Raw genomic sequence first — 21497 nt, forward strand, 5'->3', positions numbered from 1 at the left:
AAACTAACCACTAGTTCGCAGGTCGCGGAACAGTTCTTTTGAAATGGCGGTATCGCCGTTCAGCCAGTCGTCGAAATACTGCGGCTCTGTAAGCGTCTTGTGTGTAAGGAACGTAATCTTGCAACCGAGTTCCTTTGCTACCATCAGGTCGTGTGTCACGATAATGATGGAAGTCTTGAACAGCGTACGCATGTTGTCGATCAGCGGCAGCAGGTTACGGCGGTTGTAGTTATCAAGTCCTGCGGTCGGTTCGTCCATCAGCAATAGTTGCGGGCCCATCGCCCAGCTGCGGGCGATGGCGACACGCTTCTGCATGCCGACGCTCAGCATGTGCGGGAACAGGTCGGCGTAGTCGCGAACGCGCATGAGGTCCATGGCCATTCGAACCTTGTCCTCGATTTCCGTTGTCGAACCCATCTTGTGGTAGCGCAGCGGAAGCGCAATGTTGTCACGTACTCTCAGGTTCGAGATCAGTGCCCCGTTCTGGAACACGAGACCTACCTGACGCTTGGCGATTTCGAGCGCGGTCAGCCTTTCGGGCGGGATATATTCGCCGAACACGTAGATCTTTCCGGCTGTGGGCCTCGCAAGTCCGGCAATCACGCGCAGCAGGGCGCTCTTGCCTTGTCCGGAAGCGCCTCCGATACAGAGGGTTTCGCCTTTTCTTAGGGTAAGGTTTGCTCCGGATATAAGTTCCTGCTCGCCGTTCTTGTTGGACTGGTCGAAGAATCCAAGAGCTCTCGGCTTGGAGAATGCCGTACCGACCAATCCTTGGTAGGAAAGGTGCAGTCCTTCAAGTCTGAGCGCTTCGTCTAGCATTAGATAATCTTCGAAATTTCGTTGAAGTAATCGAGGAAATAGAACAGGGAAAGGAACACGTCGGCACAAACGATGTAGAAGAACGACTGAATTACGGACTTGCCGGTAGCCTTCGGGACCTGGCGGATATCACGCGGAATGTTCATCGCCTGGTAGCAGGCGTTCGTGGTGATAATGCAGCCGAACACGAGGGGCTTTACGATGATGAAAATGAAGTCCGTGAAAGTCATGGCTTTCAAAATTTCGGTAGAAAGGTAATCCCACGTAAGCTGGAGGTTTATTGCGTTGCCGGTAAGCGCGATCGCGACCTTTGTCATCAGGAAGCCTACCCCGATAGCGCTCGAACTGAAGATAATCGTCATGATGAACGTCGCAATCGATCCGCCGATAAGGCCGGGCATTACAAGGTAGCGCACGGGGTCCACGCCCATTGTCGCAAGTGCGTCGACTTCGGAATTGATGACCATGCCGCCGGTGTATGTCGTCAGCGACGAACCGCTGCGGCCCGCGATGAGGAATGCGGTGAGGATTGGCCCGAGTTCGCGGATGATGACCACCACCATGAGCCCGCCGACCACGTCCGAGAAGCCGACCTTTCCCATGAGGGTGATGACTTCGATGATGACGACTGTACCGAAAAGGGTCGCGACGACGAAGAGGATAGGGAATATCTCCACGCCGGTGAAGAACGTTTGGAGGATGACATTCTTCGAGTCTGTCTTGAAACTTCTGTTCTGGGAGAAGATAGAGGCTACGGCCCGGAGAAACAAAGCGACTTCTTGCCCCGCCTTTCTACGGAGCAGGAACATGCCCAGGGCATGGAACTTCTGACCGATGAAGGTCAGCTTCTTATTGCTCGCCTGTACTTCCATCTACCTTGTTCGTCCCGTTCACTGCACTCAGTATCTCTTGCCAGAGGGCTTCCAGCCCGAACTTCTTGATGGCACTTACGCACAGGGGCTTGGTGGGCAGCGAAAGGCGTTCCTGAATGAGCTTCAGGTTCTTCGCCAGTTCGGACTGGTTCACCTTGTCCCGCTTGCTGGCGATGACCAGCACGGGGCAACCCGTTGCACGGATGCTTTCCACGGTCTCGATGTCGATCGCGGTGCCTCCGTGGCGTATGTCCACCAGGTAGACGAGTCCTCGCAAGTCCTGGCACTTTTCCACGTAGTTGCGGATGAAGTCGGCCATTTCGTCGCGTTTGGAATTGCTTACCTTGGCAAAGCCTACACCTGGTAAATCTACAAGAAAAAATTGCCTGTTGACTCTAAAAAAATTAATTTCGCGCGTTTTTCCGGGGGTCGAACTGACTTTTACCAGTTTTTTCTGCCCCATGAGGGCATTCATGAGCGAAGATTTGCCCACATTGGAGCGTCCGAGGAACGCCACCTGGGGTAAACGTTCTTCGGGAAGTCCCTTGATGTTTACCGCAGCCTTCACAAATTCTGCGGAGGATACGGTGAAGTCGCCGAACTTGACGGGAGCCTGGTGCTGTGTCATAGGTTCACCCTCCCTTCGAAGGCGCGGAGCATGGTGACTTCGTCGATAAACTCGAGGTCGCTGCCCATCGGGATTCCGCGGGCAAGGCGCGTGCGCTTCACGTTCACTCCTTCAAGCATGCGGTCTATCATCAGGGCGGTGCTGTCGGCTTCAGGGCTTGACCCGAGGGCGAGTACCAGTTCTTCGATGCCCTCGTCCTTTACGCGCTGCACGAGTTGAGGTAGGTGAAGTTGTTCCGGACCGATTCCGTCTAGTGGCGATATCACGCCGCCGAGCACGAAGTACAGCCCCTTGAAAATACCCGAGCGTTCGAACGGCATCGTGTCGGAACTCTTCTCGACGACGCACAGGGATTTTGCTCCGGAGCGCGAGGTACAGATGGAACATTCGTCGAGGTCTGTATAGGCATGGCACCTGGGGCAGGGGTGCACTTTCTCGATTGCGTTTATGAGGTTCCCGGCGAAGCGTTCCACGTCGGCCTTGGGTCGTGTCAGCACGTGATAGGCGAGCCTGCGGGCGGTCTTGTGGCCAATCCCTGGCAGACTTGTGAATTCGGCGATGAGCGCCTCAAGGCTTTCGGGTTCAGTGCTCATGGGCCCACGTATACGCGTCGTTCACACAACGGTTCAACAAGGTGGAAGAAATATTCAGTTCCTTGAGGAGCCCAAGGATTTTGGGCTGGTCGTCCTGTTCCACGGCATCGGCGAGTTGGAGCAGCTTACCTAGGCGGCCTGAGCGCTGGAGCAGAGCCTCGCGGATATCATCGTCGGCGGTCGATTCGGTAAGGATGTTTTCGAGCGGGGCTCCCACGAGTGCGTCCATACGGCTGATAAGCCCGACCATGAAAGCCTTCGCGGGCAGGTCGTTGTCGGTGCCGCTCACCACGCGGGCAAGTATCTCGAGGAACTTCGCGCGGTGGCTTGCGTTCTGGAACAGGGGCGAACTCTGCGGCGTCATGCCCATCTCGGGGCGGGCGTACAGCATGAGCATCAGCCATTCCTGGATGTTACGCATGCCGATCCACACGATGGCGTCGCGTACGTTTGCGATGCTTTGACTTCTGAACTGCGCGTCGGAGTTCACGAAACGTAGCAGGTTGGCTGCCACATCGCCGTATTTGGAGAGGCAGTCGCACAGTTCGTCGAGGCTCGGGTGCGTGCGGAGCAGGAGCAATATGCGGAGAATTGCCGCGGAGGTCGCGTCAATCTTCTTGCCGGTCACGAGTTCGGGCTTTGCGAAGAAGAATCCCTGGAAGTAGTCGTAGCCGTTTGCAAGGCACTTCTTGAAACACGCCTTCGTCTCTACCTTCTCGGCGAGAATCTTGATGTTCTTCGCCTTGAAGAATGCGGCTGCGTTTGCCATGTCCTCGTCGCTGTTTTCCACCAGGTCCATCTTCACGTACGAGATGAACGGATAGAGCGGGGCGCAGCGCTTGAGGAATTCATCGTTGAAGATGAAGTCGTCGAGCGCGATTTCGAACCCGCGGGCATGGTAGTGAGCGACGGCCTTCACGAGGGTGTCGTCCACCTCGACATCTTCGAGGACCTCGAGCACAAAGCAGCGCGGGTTTAAAAGTCCAAAGAGGTTGTCGAGCAGCATATCGCGACTGCAGTTCACGAACGCCTTGTGGTCGCCGATGAGCTTCGGGAGCCCGATGTTGTTGAGCACGTTCTCGAGGACTTGCGCGGTCGCAAGCATATCGCTCGCGATAACTGCGGTATCGCTCGTGGGCGAGTCGCGGAACAGAAGTTCGTAGGCGAAAATCTTCCCATCGCGGTCGAGGATGGGCTGGCGTGCTAGGTAGGCAAGAGAATGCATGTTAGATTCGTGCGCTCTTGATTCCGAATAGCAGGATACTGCGGGCGCCGGCATCCCAGAGCTTGTCCATGATGGCGTTCGCCTCTTCTTGCGGGACCATTGCCTTCACGGAGTACCACTCGCGGCCGTGCAACTTGGTCACCGTCGGGGCGTCGAGCCCGGGCGTGAGTTCGCATGCCTTCTGGAGCAGTTCTGCCGGGCAGTCGTACTCGATCATCATGTACGACTGGGCCACGAGCTTGCCTTCGATGCGGCGGATGAGCGTGTTGACTTCTTCGAGTTCCGTCTTCTGCGGGTTGCAGAACAGGGCGGCGTTGCTGCGGAAGAGCGGGTCGCCCACGATGCGCAGCCCGGCCTGCTTGAGGGTCGTGCCGGTTTCCACCACGTCGACGATGGCGTCGGCTACACCGAGGCTCACGGAGATCTCGACGGCGCCTTCGAGCACCACAAAATCCATCGGCTTCTTGTAGAAGCCTTCCACGATGTTCGGGAAGCTGGTGGCGATGGTCTTGTCCTTGAGTTCGTCGAGCGACTGCACCGGGCTGTCGTTCGGGACGGCGGCGCACATCTTGGAGGCGCCGAAGGGGAGGTCCAGGACCTTCACTGCGGGACTCTTCGCTTCGGCGTTGAAGTCGATGCCGGTGATGCCTGCATCGATGATGCCGCGGCCCACGTACATCGGGATGTCGCTCGGGCGGAGGAAGAAGAATTCGATGCCATTCTTGGTATCGAGCTGAGTCAGTGTCTTGTAGGGCTTGGATGCCTTGTAGCCGCAGGCCTTGAGGAGCTCCTGCGTGGGTTCGAAAAGCATGCCCTTGTTCGGGAGAGCTACCTTGATCATAGTTTAGCGTACACCTCTTCGAGAGTGAGACCCTTTTCGGCCATCATCACGGCCACGTAGTAGAGCACCTGCGAAAGTTCGAGGCACTGGGCGTCGCGGCTTTCGAAGCGTGCGGCCTGCCAGCTTTCGGCGGCTTCTTCCACAAGTTTCTTGCCGATGGCGTGCGGACCCTTCTTGAAGAGTTCCGTGGTTCCCTTGCCTTCGGGCATTTCCTTCTTGCGCTGGCATGCCAGGGCGTACATTTCTTCAAACGTCATGATAGACCTCTTTTGTTTTTACGCGGTAAAAGATAGTTTTTTAGAAGTGGCGCGAAGGCCGCACGGGCCAAAAATCAAGTTATATTTTGAACGTGCAGAAGAGAAACAAAAAGAAAATTGTCTGTATTGCGGTTGTGGCCTGTATGGCATTGGTGCTTGCTGGGTGTTCGGACGATTCCGCCGGCGAAAGACGGCACGAGACTCTGCCTTTTTTCACTGCCCTGGACAGCGCGAACATGATGCTTGTGACCCCCGAGGGCCTCGGGAAACATGCGAAAGGCAAGGTGGTGAGCGGTCGCGCCTATCAGAACTTCGTGCAGATGCTGCGCCTTGCCGACGCAAGGGAATCCCTGCTGGATACCTTCCACACGGAATGTGCAACGGGCGTTCGCGTGCAACTCTTTCACGATACTTTGTCTGTAGCGGAACTGCGCGTTGCCGAAAAGATTGGCTATGTCGGGGACGATATCGGAGTATGGGAACCCGAGAAGCTCGTGACGATGGGGAAGGTGAACACGTTCCTGCGGAATCAGGGCATAAACTTCAGACCCTGCGCCATAGGGTCTGCCGAAGTGTCGGAATATCCCGACTATGTGCTGAACGGAATAATTCTTGAACGTGATACGACTATCGGGAAGCCTCTTTACGAGTTGCTGAAGAATTCAGAACGTGCGGTCGTCAGTTTTACGAGAATCGTCTCGCCGAAGTTCGTTACACACAAGAAGAACAAAAAGAAGATAGACGTTGTGGACACCGAATTGCAGAAACGCGGAAATGTTGAACTCGATTCCAGCCAGCTGCAGGAACTCCTTTCTCTATTGCGCACTCCCAAGAGGGAATCCTTTACCGGAGGGTGTCTGTGCATCCCGAGGGCGTCAGTTACGTTCTACCGCGATTCCGTGGAGGCGTTTAGACTACATGTCATCGGGTCGGATTACGGACGCCTGGAAAAACACGATCTTGTGTTGGGGCCCGGAGCGAGCGGTATATGGGAAAGTGCTGACGCACCTGCGCTCAAGGCTTTCTTTGACCGCATCAGTTTACCGCTGGAAGATTAAAGTAAAATTACCGGATTCGCGGTTTCTTCTGCTGGCAAAACAAATTATATTTACGGCATGTTTTGGAAAAACAAGAAAATAATTTGTGGTGCAGGCGCCGCATGTATTGTCGTGGCGGGTTGTATTGCGGCATTCTGCTGTCGTGGAATCGGGAATATTACCCCGCACGAGACGTTGCCGCTTTTGGAAACCCTGGATAGCGCGAACATGATGCTCGTGACCCCCGAGGGCCTTGGCGACCGTGCTGATGGCAAGGTGGTGAGCGGGCGTGCCTATCGGAACTTTGTGCAGATGCTCCGCTTTGTCGATGCGACGGAATCCCTGCAGGATACTTTCAAGACGGAATGTACAACGGGCTTGCGAGTACAGCTCTTTCGTGATACTTTGTCTATGGCAGAATTGCGCGTTGCCGAAAAGATTGGCTATGTCGGGAATGATGTCGGCGTATGGCAACCGCAAGATCCTGCCGTGATGAAGAAAATCAATGCTTTTTTCCGGAGCCAGTGGGTTTATTACAGGGAATGTGCTGACGGAAATGCGAATGCGACTGCAGGGTCGGATGCCCTAAATGGAATGATTCTTGAATCCGATACGGCACTCGGAATGCCTCTTGTCGATATGCTGAAGGGCGTGAACCGCGTGACGGTTTACAAGCCGGGCTTTGTACCGCATAGCGAACTCACTACGTTTTTGAAGGCCCAGAAAGAAGGGAAAAAATACGAAATGAAAAAGGAATCGGCTCTGTATGCAGAACTCGATTCCAGTCAGATTGGTGAACTTCTTTCGCTGTTGCGGGAATCCAAGCGGGAATCCTACAGTGGAAACTGCCTGTGCATTCCGCATCTGACGGTCACGTTATTCCGCGATACCGTGGCAATCGTAAAGCTCAATGCCGTAAGGAAAGACCTCAGCCGGTTCGAAAAAGTCCAGCAGGACATGGACTTTGCGAGGGGCGGATTCTGGGAACCCGCTAACCCGCAAGTCATCGAGGCGTTCGTTAAGCGCCTGTCAACTCCCTAGCCTTCGCTTCGATTTCGGCAATCGCTTTCTTGCGACCTTCGGCGGAGTCCTCGTTACCGAGGACGATGTTCACGAACACGGAACCCGCTACGACGGCGTACACATGCTTGCTGAGCACCTTGGACTGTTCGCCGTTACGGATACCGAAGCCGCCGAGCACTTTCGCACCCCCTTTACCGACGGTGTCGATAAAGTCGAGCGTCGCCTGGTCAATCGTCGTTTCGCTGCCGGTCGTGCCTGCACGGAGCGCAGCATAGATGTACTTGAACCCTGCAGAAGCCATCGTTTCGAGGCGTTCCTTCGTCATGGACGGAGCGGCGACTGGGATGTTTTCGAGACCATGCTTCTTGCAGGCTTCGGTAAGGCCTTCGTCGCAATCGAACGGCAGGTCCGGAATGATGCAGGCAGAAACACCCGCGTCCTTGCACATCTTGACGAAGTTCTCGATGCCCGGAGTAAAGGCAAGCGAGCCGTAGGTCATGATGTAGATGGGCGTCTCGGGGTGGCGTTCGTGAATCTTCTTCACGACTTCGAGACCCTGCTTGGTAGAGAAACCCTTCTCGAGAGCGACAGTAGATGCCGTCTGGATGGCGGGACCGTCGGCGCTCGGGTCGCTGAAGGCGAGCTGGATTTCAAGGATGTTGGCGCCACCCTTCACGAGGGCGTCGGCAATGGCAATGGATGTTTCTGCGTCCGGGAACCCGGCAATGAGATGAGACATTAAGTTCATAGTTATAATCCCGTTTTGTCATGCCCGCGAAGGCGGGCATCTCCTTTTATTTGTTCATTATCTCCGCGTCGTGGATGTCTTCGTTGTTTTCGAGGCGCTTGAGTTCCGCCTTCAGGAATTCCTTCCACTTTTCGGGGCGGAACACCGGACTCGTGATAAAGATGTCCTTGTCACCGCGGCCGCTCATGTTGATGACGAGCGCCTTGTCCTTCGGGAGTTCCTTCGCGATCTTCATGGCGGCGGCTCCGGCATGCGCGCTTTCGAGCGCAAAGAGGATGCCTTCGTTGCGGGCGAAGAACTTCACGGCCTCGAGCGCTTCCTTGTCAAGAATGCTCGTGAATTCCACGCGCCCCGATTCACCGAGGGCGGCGAGCTGCGGGCCGATACCCATGTAGTCGAGGCCGGCAGAAATCGAGCGGGTCGGCAGCGACTGGCCGTCTTCATCGATGAGGAAACGGCTCTTGTACCCCTGCACAATTCCTTCTCGGCTCGCGTTACCCGTCATGCGGGAAGCGTTCTCGCCCATGTTCGGGCCAATGCCACCGGCTTCTGCACCGATCAGGCGCACGTTCTTGTCTTCGATAAACGGAGTGAACACGCCGATGGAATTGCTACCGCCACCCACGCAGGCAACGATTGCTGCAATGTCGATGTGGCGTTCTGCCGCCTGGCGCTTGACCTCTTCGCCGATGATGGACTGGAAGGTGCGTACGATATCCGGGAACGGGGCAGGGCCGAGCGCGGAACCCAACACGTAATGCGTGTTCTTGAAATTCGTGGCCCAGTCGCGCATGGCCTCGTTCACGGCATCCTTGAGTGTACGGCTTCCGCTCGTAACCGGCACGACCTTCGCGCCGTACATTTCCATGGTGGCCACGTTCGGCTGCTGACGACGGACATCGACTTCGCCCATGTACACGACGCATTCGAGCCCGAGTTTGGCGCAGGCGGCGGCGGTGGCGAGCCCGTGCTGGCCGGCACCCGTCTCCGCGATAATGCGGGTCTTGCCCATCTTCTTGGCGAGCAAACACTGGCCGATGGCGTTGTTGATCTTGTGGGCGCCCGTGTTGGCGAGGCCTTCCAGCTTGATGTAGATCTGAGCGCCGCCCAGGAGTTCGGTCGCCGTCGGGGCGAAGTACAGCGGAGTCTCGCGGCCAATATAGTCGCGCTGGATGATGCGGAGCTCTTCGATGAATTCCGGATCGTGGATGTACTTGTTGAATGCCGCTTCGAGGTCGTCGAGAGGGCGGCGGATGATTTCGGCAACGTACTTGCCGCCGAACTTGTCAAAGAAACCGTTATTAGAAGTAATCATAGTAGGTTTTGGGTTTAGGTTTAAATTCTCAGGAAAAAATTAAAGGCCTTCGGGAGTCCGAAAGCCTTTTACAAATCTCTTGATGAAAACGGCGAAACCGGACTCTATGTTCTAGAGCCCCACCACCAACGGTTGAAACGGATTGCTGTATTCATCATCATGGGCCTCAATATAGGAAGTCGCCGGCTGTTTGGCAAGGGGTGGGCCCGAAAAACACCAAAAAGCCCTGCACGTTGTGTGCAGGGCTTTTAAAACGAGGAGGTACTACTAATATTACTTCACGAAGCTGGCGGGCAGAGTGAACTGCTTCAGGAACGGCCAGCCGATATTGCCATCGCCCTGTTCGTGGCCACCGCCCTGCTTGGTGCAGAGCACGACTTTCACGCCGTCCATGCAGTTGGAGTATTCGTCACAACCGTCTTTGTTCTTGGACGGAGAGCCTTGACAGCCGTTCGCTTCTGCCCAATACCTGAAGGTGCCTTCGGCGCCGAGGAAGTTCAAACCGTCGTTGTAGCCACTGTCTCCACCTTGGTATTTGCAGACCGGGTCTGCTGTGCCGCGGAAGTTGATGACAGCAATCGGGCGCGCCTTCGTGCACTGGGCGCTGTTGGTCCTGTTCAAGTCCATGGCTGCGGGTGCTACTGCGGCGAAGACATCGGACATCATGCAGGCCACGTGGTTGCTCATACCGCCACCCATGGAGAAACCTGCTGCGTAGATACGCTGCGGATCGATGCAGGCTTTTTCCCTGACATACTTGATCATTTCGCGAGTGAACTCGAGGTCATCGTCGTTGGAGCAGCAAGGACCGACGTTCCAACCCGGGCCCATCGTTTTGGTGGTGCCTTGCGGGTAGAGCGAGATGACGCCTTCCTTGTCGGTGAGTGCTTTGTACTTCGTATCTCTCATCTGTCCATCGCTGCTGCCACCAATCGGGTGATAGTCAATAAGCAGCGGTACGGCCTTATCGCCCTTGTAGGTGCTCGGCACATGCATGATAAATGAGCGTTGGCCTGAACTGCCTTTGACAGTCAATCTTACCGTCTCGTCTTTGCCGGACTGTGCAGTCTTGCCGGAGCAATCGACTACGATAGGTTCGTCGCTGCCTGCGCTGCTGGAAGACTTGACTTCGCTCGAAGACGAAGCTACGACAGAAGAACTCTGGGGCGGCTGGATCGAACTGGAACTGGTCGGCGGAGTCGTGCCGGCTTCCATGACGATCTGGACATCGGTTTCTACTTCGGCCTTTGCCTGGTAGGTGGCATTCTTGTAGCCGTCTTTGGAGAACTGCAGGAACGGCAGCGGGTCGCCTTCCTTCTTGAGGGAGGAGACGCCCTTGCTGGTTACCATGTAGGTAGCCCTGTCGCTATCGGCGTTGATGCGGACAAACTTGGCACCGCGGGCGAGCTTGCCCAGGTCGAGAGAGACGATTCCCTGAACATGTCCGAGATTATTCTGTACAAGGACCTTGCCCAGGGCGTCAATCACGGATACCTTGAGGGAGTTTGCGTCTGCATTGTAGATGGTGAGAGTGTTGCCATCCATATGGATAGCCATGTTTGCAACCTTTGCTCCGGGGATTGCATCTGAGCCTTCGCCACCGCTGATGGTAAACGTACCGCCATCGCTAGTGGTGGCTTCGACGCCCGCGAAGTTGAAGGAAGTTATTTTTACACCGGGGAGAGGCTGCCCCATCTGGGTCTGAACCACGCCACTGATGCTCCAGGCAAAAGCCATGCTGCTAGACAATGCTATACCACTAGCAATGCCCATAAGTTTGGGAAATTTCATTTTTTGCTCCTTTTTTTACCCATTCATTCCTTACACACCATAAACAAATTTAACCATTGCATCTTTCTGCGCGGTGCTGTTTTGTTTGTAAACATTTTGTTATTTACATTTTGGTAATGGCAAATTATGCGAAAAAAGCCCATTCCTAAAAGCGCTCGCGTTTGCTGGGGTGAAAAATCCCGTTTTTTTTTGAAAATGCGTTTTTTTATTCAAAAACAAGAACTTTTTTCGAATCTCACTGTAAACTTTTGATTGTGGATAAAACGTCAATGGAATGGGCGTGCCGGTGTGAGTTTTTTGTAACCTGAGGAGATATCTTTAGATTAGGCCGGTATTGGTGTGCCGACCATAACACACAAGGGATGCGGTTATGAAAAACATTCTTTCGACGGCAACGAAAGTTGCTGCAGTCGCTCTTGCAGCGTCTTCTTTCTCCTTTGCGGGGCCCGGCATTGCCGATGGTGCAGCAAAGTTCATTGGCAACATTACTCAGTCTAACACTTCTCCTGGTCCAAATGACCAATTTACCAAGCTGTGGAACCAGGCTACCGCCGAAAACGGTTGTAAGTGGGGTTCCATCGAAGGTACTCGCGGTCGCTACAACTGGGCCGGTTGCGACGCGGCCTACAACTGGGCAAAGAACAATGGCGGTCACTTCAAGTTCCACGCCCTTCTTTGGGGCGGCCAGTATCCTGGCTGGCTCGAAAGCCTGAGCGTTGAAGATACCAAGAAGGCGATTACCGACTGGTTCGACGCCGTCAAGCAACATTACCCCGATATCGAGATGATTGACGTGGCCAACGAGGCTATCCGTACTGGCAACAATCAGTATCATTCTGGTTATACCAGAACCAAGATTATTCCTGCACTGGGTGGCGATAACAACGGCGATTACGCCTTCTTGACGACCGCTTTCAAGATGGCTCGCGAACGTTGGCCAAAGGCTATCCTCATTTATAACGACTATAACACCATCCAGTGGCATGTGGACCAGGGCATCAACCTGATCAACACCATTCGAAAGAATGGCGCTCCCGTTGATGCTTACGGCCTCCAGGCTCACGACTTGATGAGTGACGGTGGCCAGGCTGGCGGTACTGGCGGCGGCGGCGTCTGCATGAATTACAATAATTTCGTTTCTACCATGCAGAAGATCCATAAGGAAACCAATAATTTCCCGGTTCTCATCTCTGAATATGATGTTCCGTCTACTGACGATGGCATCCAGAAGCAGTGCTATCAGGAACAGGTCAAGTACTGGATGGAAGACCCCCATGTTGCCGGTATCACCATTTGGGGATGGATCTACGGTCAGACCTGGCTTAACTGTAATGGTAAGGCGAACGGTTGCTCGGGTCTTGTCAGGAATGGTCAGGATCGTCCGGCTCTCACATGGATGAAGGAATATCTGGCTTCCAACAAGGGCGTGAACACTACCGGCCTCAAGACTGGCGTGCTCACTCCGGTCGAACCTGTGCCGCGCAAGATGTTCAAGGGCTCTGCCTTCGAGATTCCGGGCAAGATCGAGGCCGAAGACTTCGATATTTCCGGAGTCGGCGAAACTGATGGTGTAAGCAACGTCTCTTACAGCGAAGGCGATGTCGAAAACCACGGCGACGTGAAGGATTACCGCAAGGACACGACGGGTGTCGACCTCTACAAGAAGGCTACCGGCATCATCGTGGGCTACAACAGCGAAGGCGACTGGCTCGAATACACGGTCAACGTGAAGGAAGCGGGCGACTACACCATGTTCGCTGCCGTGGCTGCTGCCGGTTCTACCTCCAGCTTCCAGCTTTCTCTCGATGGCAAGGCCCTTACCGATGTCATCAGCGTTCCGGCTGCCAAGCAGGGCGAGGAGAACTACGACGACTACAACAAGGTTTCTGCCAACGTTTCCCTCACTGCAGGCAAGCATATCCTCCGCATGACGGTAACCGGCTCCTGGTTTGACGTGGACTACTTCACCTTCGTGAAGGGCAAGGACGCTACCGACCCCGAACCGATTGACGAACCGGATGAACCGCCTAGTGCAATCGCTCTCGACCAGCACATGAACGTCGACCGTGTCCAGGACTACTATGTCATTGACCCGATGGGTATGCGCATGGGTATTCTGAGCGCTTACGGATTCGAAGCCGCTGCGGAGATCCTCAAGAGCTCCAGTGCGGTCAAGAGTTCCGGCGTGTACTACCTGCGTAACCGCTGGACCGGTGAAATGCAGAGTGTGCGAGTCGTTCGCTAGCAATAACTGATATCCATATGCCTTAAGGCCCCGAAAAACCGTTTCGGGGCGCAATTCTGTGATTTTCGTCACACCTAGGTGGTGCGGCGCGTGGACAATTTGTCTACGAATCATTTTGCGGAGGGCGATCCATAAAGCCTTGTGGAGAATAAATTCCATATTAGGCCGTTATTGGAAGTGTCGGCCAAAAAAAGGATGTGGATATGAAAAATCTATTCTCTACTGCTACTAAAACCTTGGCCGTCGCACTCGCTGCTTCGACCCTTTCTTTCGCTGGTCCCGGCTTGGCTGATGGAGCTGCCAAGTTTGTCGGTAACATTACGACACGTGGTCAGGTCCGTAGTGACTTTACCGAATTGTGGAACCAGATTACTGCCGAAAACGAATGTAAGTGGGCTTCTATTGAAGGAACCCGCGGCCGTTACAACTGGAGCGGTTGCGATGCTGCCTTTAACTGGGCAAAGAACAACGGTGGTCACTTCAAGTTCCACGCCCTGGTTTGGGGTTCCCAATACCCGAACTGGTTGAACAATCTCAGTGCCGACGAAACCAAGAAGGCGATTACCGCTTGGATGGATGCTGTCAAGGAACATTACCCCGATCTCGAAATGATCGACGTGGTGAACGAAGCCATCAAGTCGGGTGGTAAGTACCATTCCAATTACGGCCCGCAGGGTGGCAACAATATTATTGCAGCCCTCGGTGGCGATAACGGCAATTACGAATTCGTGCAAACGGCATTCAAGATGGCCCGTGAACGTTGGCCGGATGCAATCCTCATTTATAACGACTATAACACGGTTCAGTGGCAGAAGAACGAAGGTATCGACCTCATTCAGAAGTTGAAGAAGGCTGGTACTCCGGTGGATGCCTACGGCCTGCAGGCTCACGACATGATGAGCCAGGGCGGTGGCCAGGGCGGTACCGGCGGTGGCGGCTCCTGTTTGAACATCTCCACGCTCAAGAGCACCATCGAAGAAATCTGGAACAAGACCCAGATTCCGCTGTTCATCTCTGAATACGATATTTTCACAAGCGATGATAACGTCCAGAAGAAGTGCTACTCCGAACAGATCTCCTACTTCATGGAGAACGAGAATATTGCGGGTATTACCATTTGGGGCTATATCTACGGTGCAACGTGGAACGACGGTACATCGGGTATCATCAAGGACAACAAGGACCGTGCGGCCATGACATGGCTCAAGGAATACCTGAAGAGCAACAAGGGCGTCAATACGACAGGCCTTCCGACGGGTGAACTCACTCAGGTTGAACCTGAACCGCAGAAGCCGTTCAAGGGTCAGGCGTTTGATTTGTCGGGCAAGATTGAAGCTGAAGACTTTGATATCCCGGGAAAGGGTAAGGGCAATAATTCATATTCTGTATCTGGCGATTGTGATGATACCTGGAATACGGAATATAGAAAGGGAACATCTGTAAAAATTGGTGAAAAGAATGGCGGTCTTGTTCTCGGTTGCAACCCTACAGGAAACTACTTCCAGTATACCATTAACCCTGCTTCTGCTGGCACGTTTAAAATAAAGGCCGCAGTTGCTGCAGATGGTGAGGGAGCTGTGGTATTCAAGGTCGGTGACAAGGTCGTATCTGATTCGTTGAAATACACTGGTTCTTCCTGGACTTCTTTTGATGAAGTTTCCGGTTCGATTACGCTTGAAAAGGGCGAACAGATCCTCACTATGGAAATTGCCAAGGGCTATATCGACGTCGACTGGTTCCAGATTTCTGCTGATGGTGACGAACCGCAGTTCGTGCAGCAGAACCTCATGCTCGACAACAATGTCCGTCAGGATTACCACGTGTTCGACCAGAACGGTGTGCACATGGGTGTGCTCTCTGCCTATGGTTTCGATGCCGCCAAGGAAATCCTCCGGAACTCCGGCGACGTGAAGGCATCCGGTATCTACTACCTGCGCAACGTCAAGACTGGCAAAATGCAGAGCGTGCGCGTGGTCCGCTAATCATCGACCAGTAAAGTTCATCCTTTAGAGACGGGTCCCGAAACGAGAGTTTCGGGGCTCTTTTTTTTAGCCTCATGGATAATCTATCCATAGAAACACCGTTCCTACATCCAATATTTGGCGTTTTTCAAGGTAATTTTGGGGTATAGGTGAAACAAAAAAAGGATGTTGGTTATGAAAAAGATTTCTCTTTCTCTTGCTGTCGCCGCCATTGCAGGCTTTGCCACCATGGCAAATGCCGCTCTCGCCGATGGTGGCGCTAAATTCCTGGGCAATATTACTACGGGCGGCCAGATCCGTAGCGACTTTGCTCAATATTGGAACCAGATTACTCCCGAAAACGGCTGTAAGTGGGGTTCCATCCATTCCCTTTCCAACGGCAACAGCGGTACAAGCAAGTTCGCCTGGGACAACTTCGACAAGTGCGAAAGCGCCTACAAGTGGGCCAAGGAAAAACCGGGTGAACGCCATTTCAAGTTCCACGCTCTCGTTTGGGGTTCCCAGTACCCGAACTTCCTCTGCAAGAAGAAGAATCCGGGCATTACCGTAGAGCTCACGAAGCAGTACATCACCGAATGGTTTGATGCCGTCGCGGCCAAGTTCCCGGACCTTGAATACATCGACGTGGTGAACGAGGCCATTTGGGCCGGTGACAACTACCACTCCGGTTACGGCAAGCCCGCTGCAGGTGCCGAAGGCCACAGCACCGACGATACCGAATGCGGCGGCTCCTACATTATCGAGGCCCTCGGTGGCGACCGTGTGGTGAATGGCAAACACCAGTACGACTTTATCACGAACGCCTTCAAGATGGCCCGCGAACGCTGGCCGAAGGCAGTGCTTATTTACAACGACTACAACACGCTTTCCTGGCAGATCAACGAAGGTATCGAACTCATCCAGACCATTGTCAAGAACGGCGCTCCGGTCGATGCTTACGGCCAGCAGGCTCACGACTGCAAGGGCATGAGCAAGTCTGATTTCGAAAGCAAGATGACTCGAATCCATAACGAGACGGGCCTTCCGCTCCTCGTTTCGGAATACGATATCGGCGAAGCCGACGATACCAAGCAGAAAAATGACTATGCAAACCAGGTTCCCTTCATGTGGGAAACTCCGTGGGTTGCAGGCATTACCATTTGGGGCTATATCAACGGCTCTACCTGGGTGGCAAACACCGGCCTCATCGAAAAGGATGGCCGCAAGCGCGCTTCCATGAACTGGCTCGAAGACTATTTCGCGCAAAACCTCAACAAGGGCCAGAACGATGTGACCTTCACGCCGGTTGAACCTGAACCGCAGCTCCCGTTCAAGGGCCAGCCGATTGATATTCCGGGTAAGGTCGAAGCCGAAGATTTCGATATCCCGGGCAAGGGCGTCAACGAAGACGGCACGAGCAACCAGTCCTATAGCGACGATTCCGAAAACCACGGCGATAGCGACTACCGCAAGGATACCGGCGTCGACCTCTACAAGAAGGCGACCGGCGTGATTGTGGGCTACAACAGCGAAGGCGACTGGCTCGAATGGACCGTGAACGTGAAGGAAGCGGGCGACTACACGATGTTTGCCGCCGTGGCTGCCGCGGGTTCTACCTCCAGCTTCCAGCTTTCCCTCGATGGTAAGGCTCTTACCGAAAAGATATCTGTCCCCGCCGCCAAGGAAGGCGAAGAGAACTACGATGACTACAACAAGGTCAAAGCTAACGTGACTCTCCCGGAAGGCAAGCATGTCCTGCGTATGGACGTGACCGGCGCCTGGTTCGACGTGGACTACTTCACCTTCGTGAAGGGCAAGGACGCAACCGATCCCGAACCGATTGTCGGTGACGATGACCCGGGCACGATTTCCATTGCAAATGTCAAGTTTGACGCGGGCAAGCTCCAGGATTACTATGTATTCGACCAGAACGGCGTACGCCTCGGCCTGATGAGCGCCTACGGGTTTAACGCTGCTGCCGACATGCTCCGCGCTTCCAGCATGGTGAAGGCGTCCGGCGTGTACTACCTGCGCAACCGCTTTACCGGCGCAATGCAGAACGTCCGCGTTGTCCGCTAGTAAGAACTGTTATCCATACACCTTAAGCGCCCCGAAGTCTGGCTTCGGGGGCTTTTTTTCTACATTTGGGGTATGAAGGCAAGTTATTTCCCCGCAATCGATGGGCTGCGGCTCCTTGCGAGCATCAATATCGTGATGCTCCACCTGGGCAGTTCGAATGCGCTCGCCTACATGGCGGACTACAAGTGGCTCATGCCCATCGTATCGGCGCCCGCCTTTGCGGCCGGCATTTTCTACGTGTTTGCGGGGTTCCTTTTTGCAAGCAAGTTCAGCGATCCGGAACGCCGCATTCCGGTAATCCCGTTCATGTTCGCCCGCATAGCTAAGCTCTACCGCCTGCACTTCTTCATGACGCTTTTGATGTTCGTGGTGCTCGTGTTCAAGTTCAGCGGCTATACGCACTTGCCTGCTTTCAGTGAAATCGGCGACTGCGCCTCGAAGGGCCTCTCTGCGATGGTTCACCCCTGGCGGAGCCTGCTCTTGCACCTCACACTCACGTGGTCCATTGTGCCCGATCTGGGCATGAAGCTGAACGAACCCAGCTGGTCCTTGACGAGTTTCTTCCTGTGCTATGCGATTACGCCGTGGTTTAGCCGCTGGCTGTTCAGGCGCAGCCGCCGTACGCTCTGGATTTTGTTCGGGGCCGTGTTCGTCCCTGGAATCCTCTGGGCGGTGACCTTCGGGCTTACGGGCGACCTCTGGTTCGCCGGTTATGCCGAAAAATACAGGTTCTTCCACATGTTCGCGCCGGTACGTGTGTTCGAGTACATCTTCGGCATGGTCATCTACCGCCTGTACGCCGAAGGCTGTTTCGATTTCCTCAAGAAGGACTACGTGAGCGGGATTGCGCAGGCCCTGCTCCTGGCCACCCTTTACGGGAGCCTGTTCCTCATGTCCCCGGCCTACAATCCGGGTGTAAACTACTTTATACATCACAGTATCGCCGTATTTATTTACGGGCTTTTCGTACTTTCGCTCCTTTCGGGCAAGGGGTTCATGGCCCGGTTCTTCTGTATAGGCTTTGTACGCAAGGTCGGCCGGGCGAGCTTCTACCCGTACCTTATACACCTTCCGCTTATCTCTATTGCGTGGGGAATCTGCAACCTGAATACCCCCAAAAATACGCTCCTGTTCATGTTGTTCGTGTATACGGTGAGCACACTCTACATGGAATTCAAGACCTGGCGCCGCAAGCGCAAAAAGGCCCATTGACGGTATATAAATGCGGCCTGTCGTGGCCATGTGAGTAAGCGCACACTTCTGTGCGATTTTTTGGTGTTTTTCGTTACGTTTTTACGTTTTTAGGGCTTGTGCAACCGAATTATTACATCTTTAAGGGGTGCAATAATCCCCAAGTTCAATTATATTTATTGCGGGTGGGAATAACTAGAAAAAAATGAGGATGTAGATGAAAACTTTCCTTAAAGCTACTATGTGCACGGTCGCTATGGCCGCCACGATGTCCATGGCTGCGGCGAACTTCCCGTTCCCGCAGAACATGAAGAGCCCCTACGGCTACACGATTCCGTTCGCTAGCCCGGATTCGATCAAGGTTCATTTTGACCTGTGGAAGAAGGCCTGGTACGATGCAAACCAGGGCTGGGTTCTCGCTCCTGAAGGCACCTGCTCTACCGTTTCCGAAGCAATCGCTTACGGTATGTTGATTACGGTGTACATGGACGATGGCAAGAGCTCCGAATACAAGCAGATGTTCGACAAGCTCTATAACACCTGGACAAGCAATGCTGCAGGTTCTAATGGCGGTATGAACTGGCGCATTGGCTGTGATGGCGGTTCGGGTTCTGCATCTGACGCCGACTTCGACGCTGCCCTTGCCCTTGTGATGGCCTCCAAGCAGTGGGGTGATGAAAGCTATATGACGAAGGCAAAGTCCCTCATCAGCTGGATTTCCTCGAACGATCTCAATGGCAGCAAGATTAAGCCGGGTAACCAGTGGAACGACGCTTTTAACCCGAGCTATGCGACTACCGCAAACTTCAAACTTTTCCAGGATGTTGCCGGTGGTTCCTGGACTGGAGTCATTTCCCAGGCGTATACCGATTTGAACGCTTGTGCTAACTCCAAGACCGGCCTTGTTCCTGACTGGTGCGACTGGAATAGCCACCAGCCGACCAAGACGAGTGCTTCCGTTGCCCAGGACGAAAATCCGGGCTTCTTCGACGATGCTGCCCGTACCCCGTGGCGCATGGCGTGGGCCTACTACTGGTATGGCGATACCAAGGCTCAGGCATTCAACAAGAAGATTAACGACTGGATGATTCCTGAAACTCGTACGGCTAGCGGTATCAACTCCGGCTACTTCATCAATGGCCAGGCCGTGAAGAGTGAAAAGCGCAACTTTGTGTCTTCCACCTTCTCTGGTGGTATGGGCATTGCCGCATCTAGCGTTGATGAATCTGCCTCCAAGTCCTTCATGGAAACGGTCTACAAGGCTCTTGTCAACATGAAGAGCTGCAAGAATGCTTCTGGTTGTGGTGAAGGCAGCAACCCGGGTGAAAAGTACTACCCGGCAACGCTCAACCTCCTCTACCTCCTCCTCATGACGGGTAACATGCCCAACTTCTACAACATGACGGGCTTCGAAAAGTTTACTCCGGATCCGAGCCTCATGAGCGGTGTCGGCGATGCCGAAGGCGTGCAGATGGCTAAGAAGGATTCTACGGTCGGTGTTTCTGGTTTCTGGAACTGGGGTGGCTACCACGACAAGCTCGGCATTGGTACCGTGATGTCTCCGGATTCCGGCGAATCTCCGCTCTATGCCAAGAACTGTGAAATTACTGCTGAAGCTACCATGGAAATTGGCCCTGAACCGGAATGGACGCAGGCCAAGGCTGACGTGTGCAAGAATACTCCGGCTCAGTGCGAACTCAAGTACCCGTCCGCCGGTATTGCCATGTCGTTCCTTTCTAACGACAAGAAGGGTGTTGACCTCGAAGCTCTCGGAGTCAAGTACCTGCGCGTTACTGCTAAGACTCAGGGCCCCATCCGCATGGCTGTCCTTAACGAGATTACCAACGAGAACGATGCCAAGGGCGTTCCGAACGCAGGTGCTGGTTCTGAACCGGGTACATATGTGGACCCCACTGACGATTACACAGCCGTTCTCTATGACATGACCCCGAGTCAGTATGGATTTGTGGGTGATGGCAAGAACGAATTTGACAAGCTTAGCTGGGTGAGCACCGAAGCCCCCATCGGCGCCGAGATCATTAAGCGTGTTACTGGCCTCAAGTGGGAAGTCAAGGACGCCAAGGGCGGCTTCGGCTCTGTCTCCATCAAGGCCATCGAATTCCTCGATGCAAGTAAGAATGTCATTGATCCGTTCTTGATTACCGGCATTAGGGTTCCGGAATACCAGTGCTCCAGCAATCCGGGTTCCAGCTCCAGCAATCCGGGTAGCTCCGCTGTCGGCTTCTACAATGCTCCGTCCATCGACAAGGTGAAGGTGATTGCTAGCGGTAACCAGGTCCAGGTGCTCGGCGCCTCCGTCGGTTCTGCCTACACCGTGTTCAGCCTGCAGGGCAAGGTTGTCGCTTCCGGCATGATCACCAGCGCTTCCCAGGGCATCACTGTCCCGAACAAGGGAACGTTCCTGGTACGTGTTGGTACCAAGCTCCACATGGTTGCTGTCAAGTAATCGCGTGAATCGAACTTGAAATGGAGCCGCGGCCTTCGGGTCGCGGTTCCTTTTCTTTTAGGGTGTAAAATTGTATATTCTGTATGCGGCAAGCGTTTTTTTGCCCTGATTTTTTGTTTTTAGGAGCGTAAGATGGACATCGGTTCACTTCATTTTCAGAATCCCGAAGCCTTCTGGCTGTTTGTTCTTGTACCGGTTCTTATTGCATTGTATGTTTACCGCCAGCAGCGCCGCAAGAGCACTATCAAGTTCCCGGCGCTTTCCATAGCGAAAAAGGCTATCCCGAGCCGCCGCGTGCGCCTGCGCCACATTGTGCCCGCGCTGCGCCTTGCGGCCCTCTGCTGCTTTGTGGTGGCGCTTGCCCGCCCGCAGAATGCGATGGAGGTGGAATACACGAATACCGAC

The 21497-nt window shown here is 54.2% G+C and carries 17 protein-coding genes and 1 pseudogene; 8 read left to right on the forward strand and 10 right to left on the reverse strand.

The window, feature by feature from the left end; translation table 11 throughout:
- Positions 1-3 precede the first annotated feature (3 nt).
- Genes B7994_RS00640 through hisE form a run of 7 tightly spaced genes read right to left on the reverse strand, consistent with a single transcriptional unit; the run spans position 4 to position 5235 of the window.
- Positions 4-819, reverse strand: coding sequence for an ABC transporter ATP-binding protein (locus B7994_RS00640; protein WP_088636555.1), 816 nt, complete (start codon positions 817-819; stop codon positions 4-6).
- A complete protein-coding gene (locus B7994_RS00645; protein ID WP_088636556.1) occupies positions 819-1691 on the reverse strand; it encodes an ABC transporter permease in 873 nt (290 codons plus the stop codon). Before B7994_RS00645 ends, B7994_RS00640 begins: the two co-directional genes overlap by 1 nt.
- The gene (gene yihA, locus B7994_RS00650) at positions 1669-2319 is read right to left on the reverse strand and encodes a ribosome biogenesis GTP-binding protein YihA/YsxC (RefSeq protein WP_088636557.1); all 651 of its coding nucleotides are present in this window, start codon (positions 2317-2319) and stop codon (positions 1669-1671) included. The genes B7994_RS00645 and yihA overlap by 23 nt, the downstream gene beginning before the upstream one ends.
- On the reverse strand, positions 2316-2912 hold the full coding sequence (gene recR, locus B7994_RS00655) for a recombination mediator RecR (protein WP_088636558.1): 597 nt from the start codon (positions 2910-2912) through the stop codon (positions 2316-2318). The genes yihA and recR overlap by 4 nt, the downstream gene beginning before the upstream one ends.
- Entirely contained in the window at positions 2902-4137 is a 1236-nt protein-coding gene (locus tag B7994_RS00660) for an EAL and HDOD domain-containing protein (RefSeq protein ID WP_088636559.1), read from the reverse strand. Before B7994_RS00660 ends, recR begins: the two co-directional genes overlap by 11 nt.
- Before the next feature lies 1 nt (position 4138).
- Positions 4139-4978, reverse strand: a complete 840-nt coding sequence (hisG, locus tag B7994_RS00665) for an ATP phosphoribosyltransferase (RefSeq protein ID WP_088636560.1) — start codon at positions 4976-4978, stop codon at positions 4139-4141.
- Positions 4975-5235 (reverse strand): phosphoribosyl-ATP diphosphatase, encoded by a 261-nt coding sequence (gene hisE, locus B7994_RS00670; RefSeq protein WP_072812962.1) that lies wholly within the window; start codon positions 5233-5235, stop codon positions 4975-4977. The genes hisG and hisE overlap by 4 nt, the downstream gene beginning before the upstream one ends.
- 92 nt (positions 5236-5327) lie before the next feature.
- Between hisE and B7994_RS00675 the strand changes: the two genes are divergently transcribed.
- Together B7994_RS00675 and B7994_RS00680 are read left to right on the forward strand one after the other, a co-directional pair.
- Entirely contained in the window at positions 5328-6293 is a 966-nt protein-coding gene (locus B7994_RS00675; RefSeq protein WP_144063690.1) for a hypothetical protein, read from the forward strand.
- Positions 6294-6350: 57 nt separating this feature from the next.
- Positions 6351-7313, forward strand: a complete 963-nt coding sequence (locus tag B7994_RS00680; protein WP_088636562.1) for a hypothetical protein — start codon at positions 6351-6353, stop codon at positions 7311-7313.
- Here B7994_RS00680 and trpA read toward each other — a convergent pair.
- The 3 genes from trpA to B7994_RS00695 form a co-directional block, all read right to left on the reverse strand.
- Positions 7291-8043, reverse strand: coding sequence for a tryptophan synthase subunit alpha (gene trpA / locus B7994_RS00685; protein ID WP_088636563.1), 753 nt, complete (start codon positions 8041-8043; stop codon positions 7291-7293). The two genes, B7994_RS00680 and trpA, sit on opposite strands and share 23 nt — an antisense overlap.
- Before the next feature lie 46 nt (positions 8044-8089).
- Positions 8090-9358 carry a tryptophan synthase subunit beta gene (trpB, locus tag B7994_RS00690; protein WP_088636564.1) on the reverse strand — a complete coding sequence of 423 codons (1269 nt, stop codon included), beginning with the start codon at positions 9356-9358 and terminating at the stop codon, positions 8090-8092.
- 273 nt (positions 9359-9631) lie between these two features.
- Positions 9632-11149 (reverse strand): PHB depolymerase family esterase, encoded by a 1518-nt coding sequence (locus tag B7994_RS00695; protein ID WP_088636565.1) that lies wholly within the window; start codon positions 11147-11149, stop codon positions 9632-9634.
- 370 nt (positions 11150-11519) lie between these two features.
- Here B7994_RS00695 and B7994_RS00700 point away from each other — a divergent pair, with 370 nt between their 5' ends.
- The 6 genes and pseudogenes from B7994_RS00700 to B7994_RS14395 all read left to right on the forward strand — a co-directional run.
- Positions 11520-13394, forward strand: a complete 1875-nt coding sequence (locus tag B7994_RS00700) for an endo-1,4-beta-xylanase (RefSeq protein ID WP_088636566.1) — start codon at positions 11520-11522, stop codon at positions 13392-13394.
- Between the two features lie 203 nt (positions 13395-13597).
- Positions 13598-15376 carry an endo-1,4-beta-xylanase gene (locus B7994_RS00705; RefSeq protein ID WP_088636567.1) on the forward strand — a complete coding sequence of 593 codons (1779 nt, stop codon included), beginning with the start codon at positions 13598-13600 and terminating at the stop codon, positions 15374-15376.
- 174 nt (positions 15377-15550) lie between these two features.
- Positions 15551-17434: a cellulase family glycosylhydrolase gene (locus B7994_RS00710; protein ID WP_088636568.1), complete on the forward strand. Its 1884-nt coding sequence runs from the start codon at positions 15551-15553 to the stop codon at positions 17432-17434.
- A gap of 72 nt (positions 17435-17506) precedes the next feature.
- Positions 17507-18646, forward strand: coding sequence for an acyltransferase (locus tag B7994_RS00715; protein WP_088636569.1), 1140 nt, complete (start codon positions 17507-17509; stop codon positions 18644-18646).
- Positions 18647-18842: 196 nt separating this feature from the next.
- Positions 18843-21092: a glycosyl hydrolase family 8 gene (locus B7994_RS00720; protein WP_088636570.1), complete on the forward strand. Its 2250-nt coding sequence runs from the start codon at positions 18843-18845 to the stop codon at positions 21090-21092.
- Between the two features lie 132 nt (positions 21093-21224).
- Positions 21225-21404, forward strand: a pseudogene (locus tag B7994_RS14395) (BatA domain-containing protein); the annotation flags it as partial.
- Between the last annotated feature and the right edge of the window lie 93 nt (positions 21405-21497).

The organism is Fibrobacter sp. UWR2, assembly GCF_002210285.1.
Lineage (GTDB): Bacteria > Fibrobacterota > Fibrobacteria > Fibrobacterales > Fibrobacteraceae > Fibrobacter.

What these genes read in the sequence shown, in the direction of transcription:
- B7994_RS00640 (WP_088636555.1), bottom strand. Translation starts at nt 819, where the DNA reads ATGCTAGACGAAGCGCTCAGACTTGAAGGACTGCACCTTTCCTACCAA.
- B7994_RS00645 (WP_088636556.1), bottom strand. Translation starts at nt 1,691, where the DNA reads ATGGAAGTACAGGCGAGCAATAAGAAGCTGACCTTCATCGGTCAGAAG.
- yihA (WP_088636557.1), bottom strand. Translation starts at nt 2,319, where the DNA reads ATGACACAGCACCAGGCTCCCGTCAAGTTCGGCGACTTCACCGTATCC.
- recR (WP_088636558.1), bottom strand. Translation starts at nt 2,912, where the DNA reads ATGAGCACTGAACCCGAAAGCCTTGAGGCGCTCATCGCCGAATTCACA.
- B7994_RS00660 (WP_088636559.1), bottom strand. Translation starts at nt 4,137, where the DNA reads ATGCATTCTCTTGCCTACCTAGCACGCCAGCCCATCCTCGACCGCGAT.
- hisG (WP_088636560.1), bottom strand. Translation starts at nt 4,978, where the DNA reads ATGATCAAGGTAGCTCTCCCGAACAAGGGCATGCTTTTCGAACCCACG.
- hisE (WP_072812962.1), bottom strand. Translation starts at nt 5,235, where the DNA reads ATGACGTTTGAAGAAATGTACGCCCTGGCATGCCAGCGCAAGAAGGAA.
- B7994_RS00680 (WP_088636562.1), top strand. Translation starts at nt 6,351, where the DNA reads ATGTTTTGGAAAAACAAGAAAATAATTTGTGGTGCAGGCGCCGCATGT.
- trpA (WP_088636563.1), bottom strand. Translation starts at nt 8,043, where the DNA reads ATGAACTTAATGTCTCATCTCATTGCCGGGTTCCCGGACGCAGAAACA.
- trpB (WP_088636564.1), bottom strand. Translation starts at nt 9,358, where the DNA reads ATGATTACTTCTAATAACGGTTTCTTTGACAAGTTCGGCGGCAAGTAC.
- B7994_RS00695 (WP_088636565.1), bottom strand. Translation starts at nt 11,149, where the DNA reads ATGAAATTTCCCAAACTTATGGGCATTGCTAGTGGTATAGCATTGTCT.
- B7994_RS00700 (WP_088636566.1), top strand. Translation starts at nt 11,520, where the DNA reads ATGAAAAACATTCTTTCGACGGCAACGAAAGTTGCTGCAGTCGCTCTT.
- B7994_RS00705 (WP_088636567.1), top strand. Translation starts at nt 13,598, where the DNA reads ATGAAAAATCTATTCTCTACTGCTACTAAAACCTTGGCCGTCGCACTC.
- B7994_RS00710 (WP_088636568.1), top strand. Translation starts at nt 15,551, where the DNA reads ATGAAAAAGATTTCTCTTTCTCTTGCTGTCGCCGCCATTGCAGGCTTT.
- B7994_RS00715 (WP_088636569.1), top strand. Translation starts at nt 17,507, where the DNA reads ATGAAGGCAAGTTATTTCCCCGCAATCGATGGGCTGCGGCTCCTTGCG.
- B7994_RS00720 (WP_088636570.1), top strand. Translation starts at nt 18,843, where the DNA reads ATGAAAACTTTCCTTAAAGCTACTATGTGCACGGTCGCTATGGCCGCC.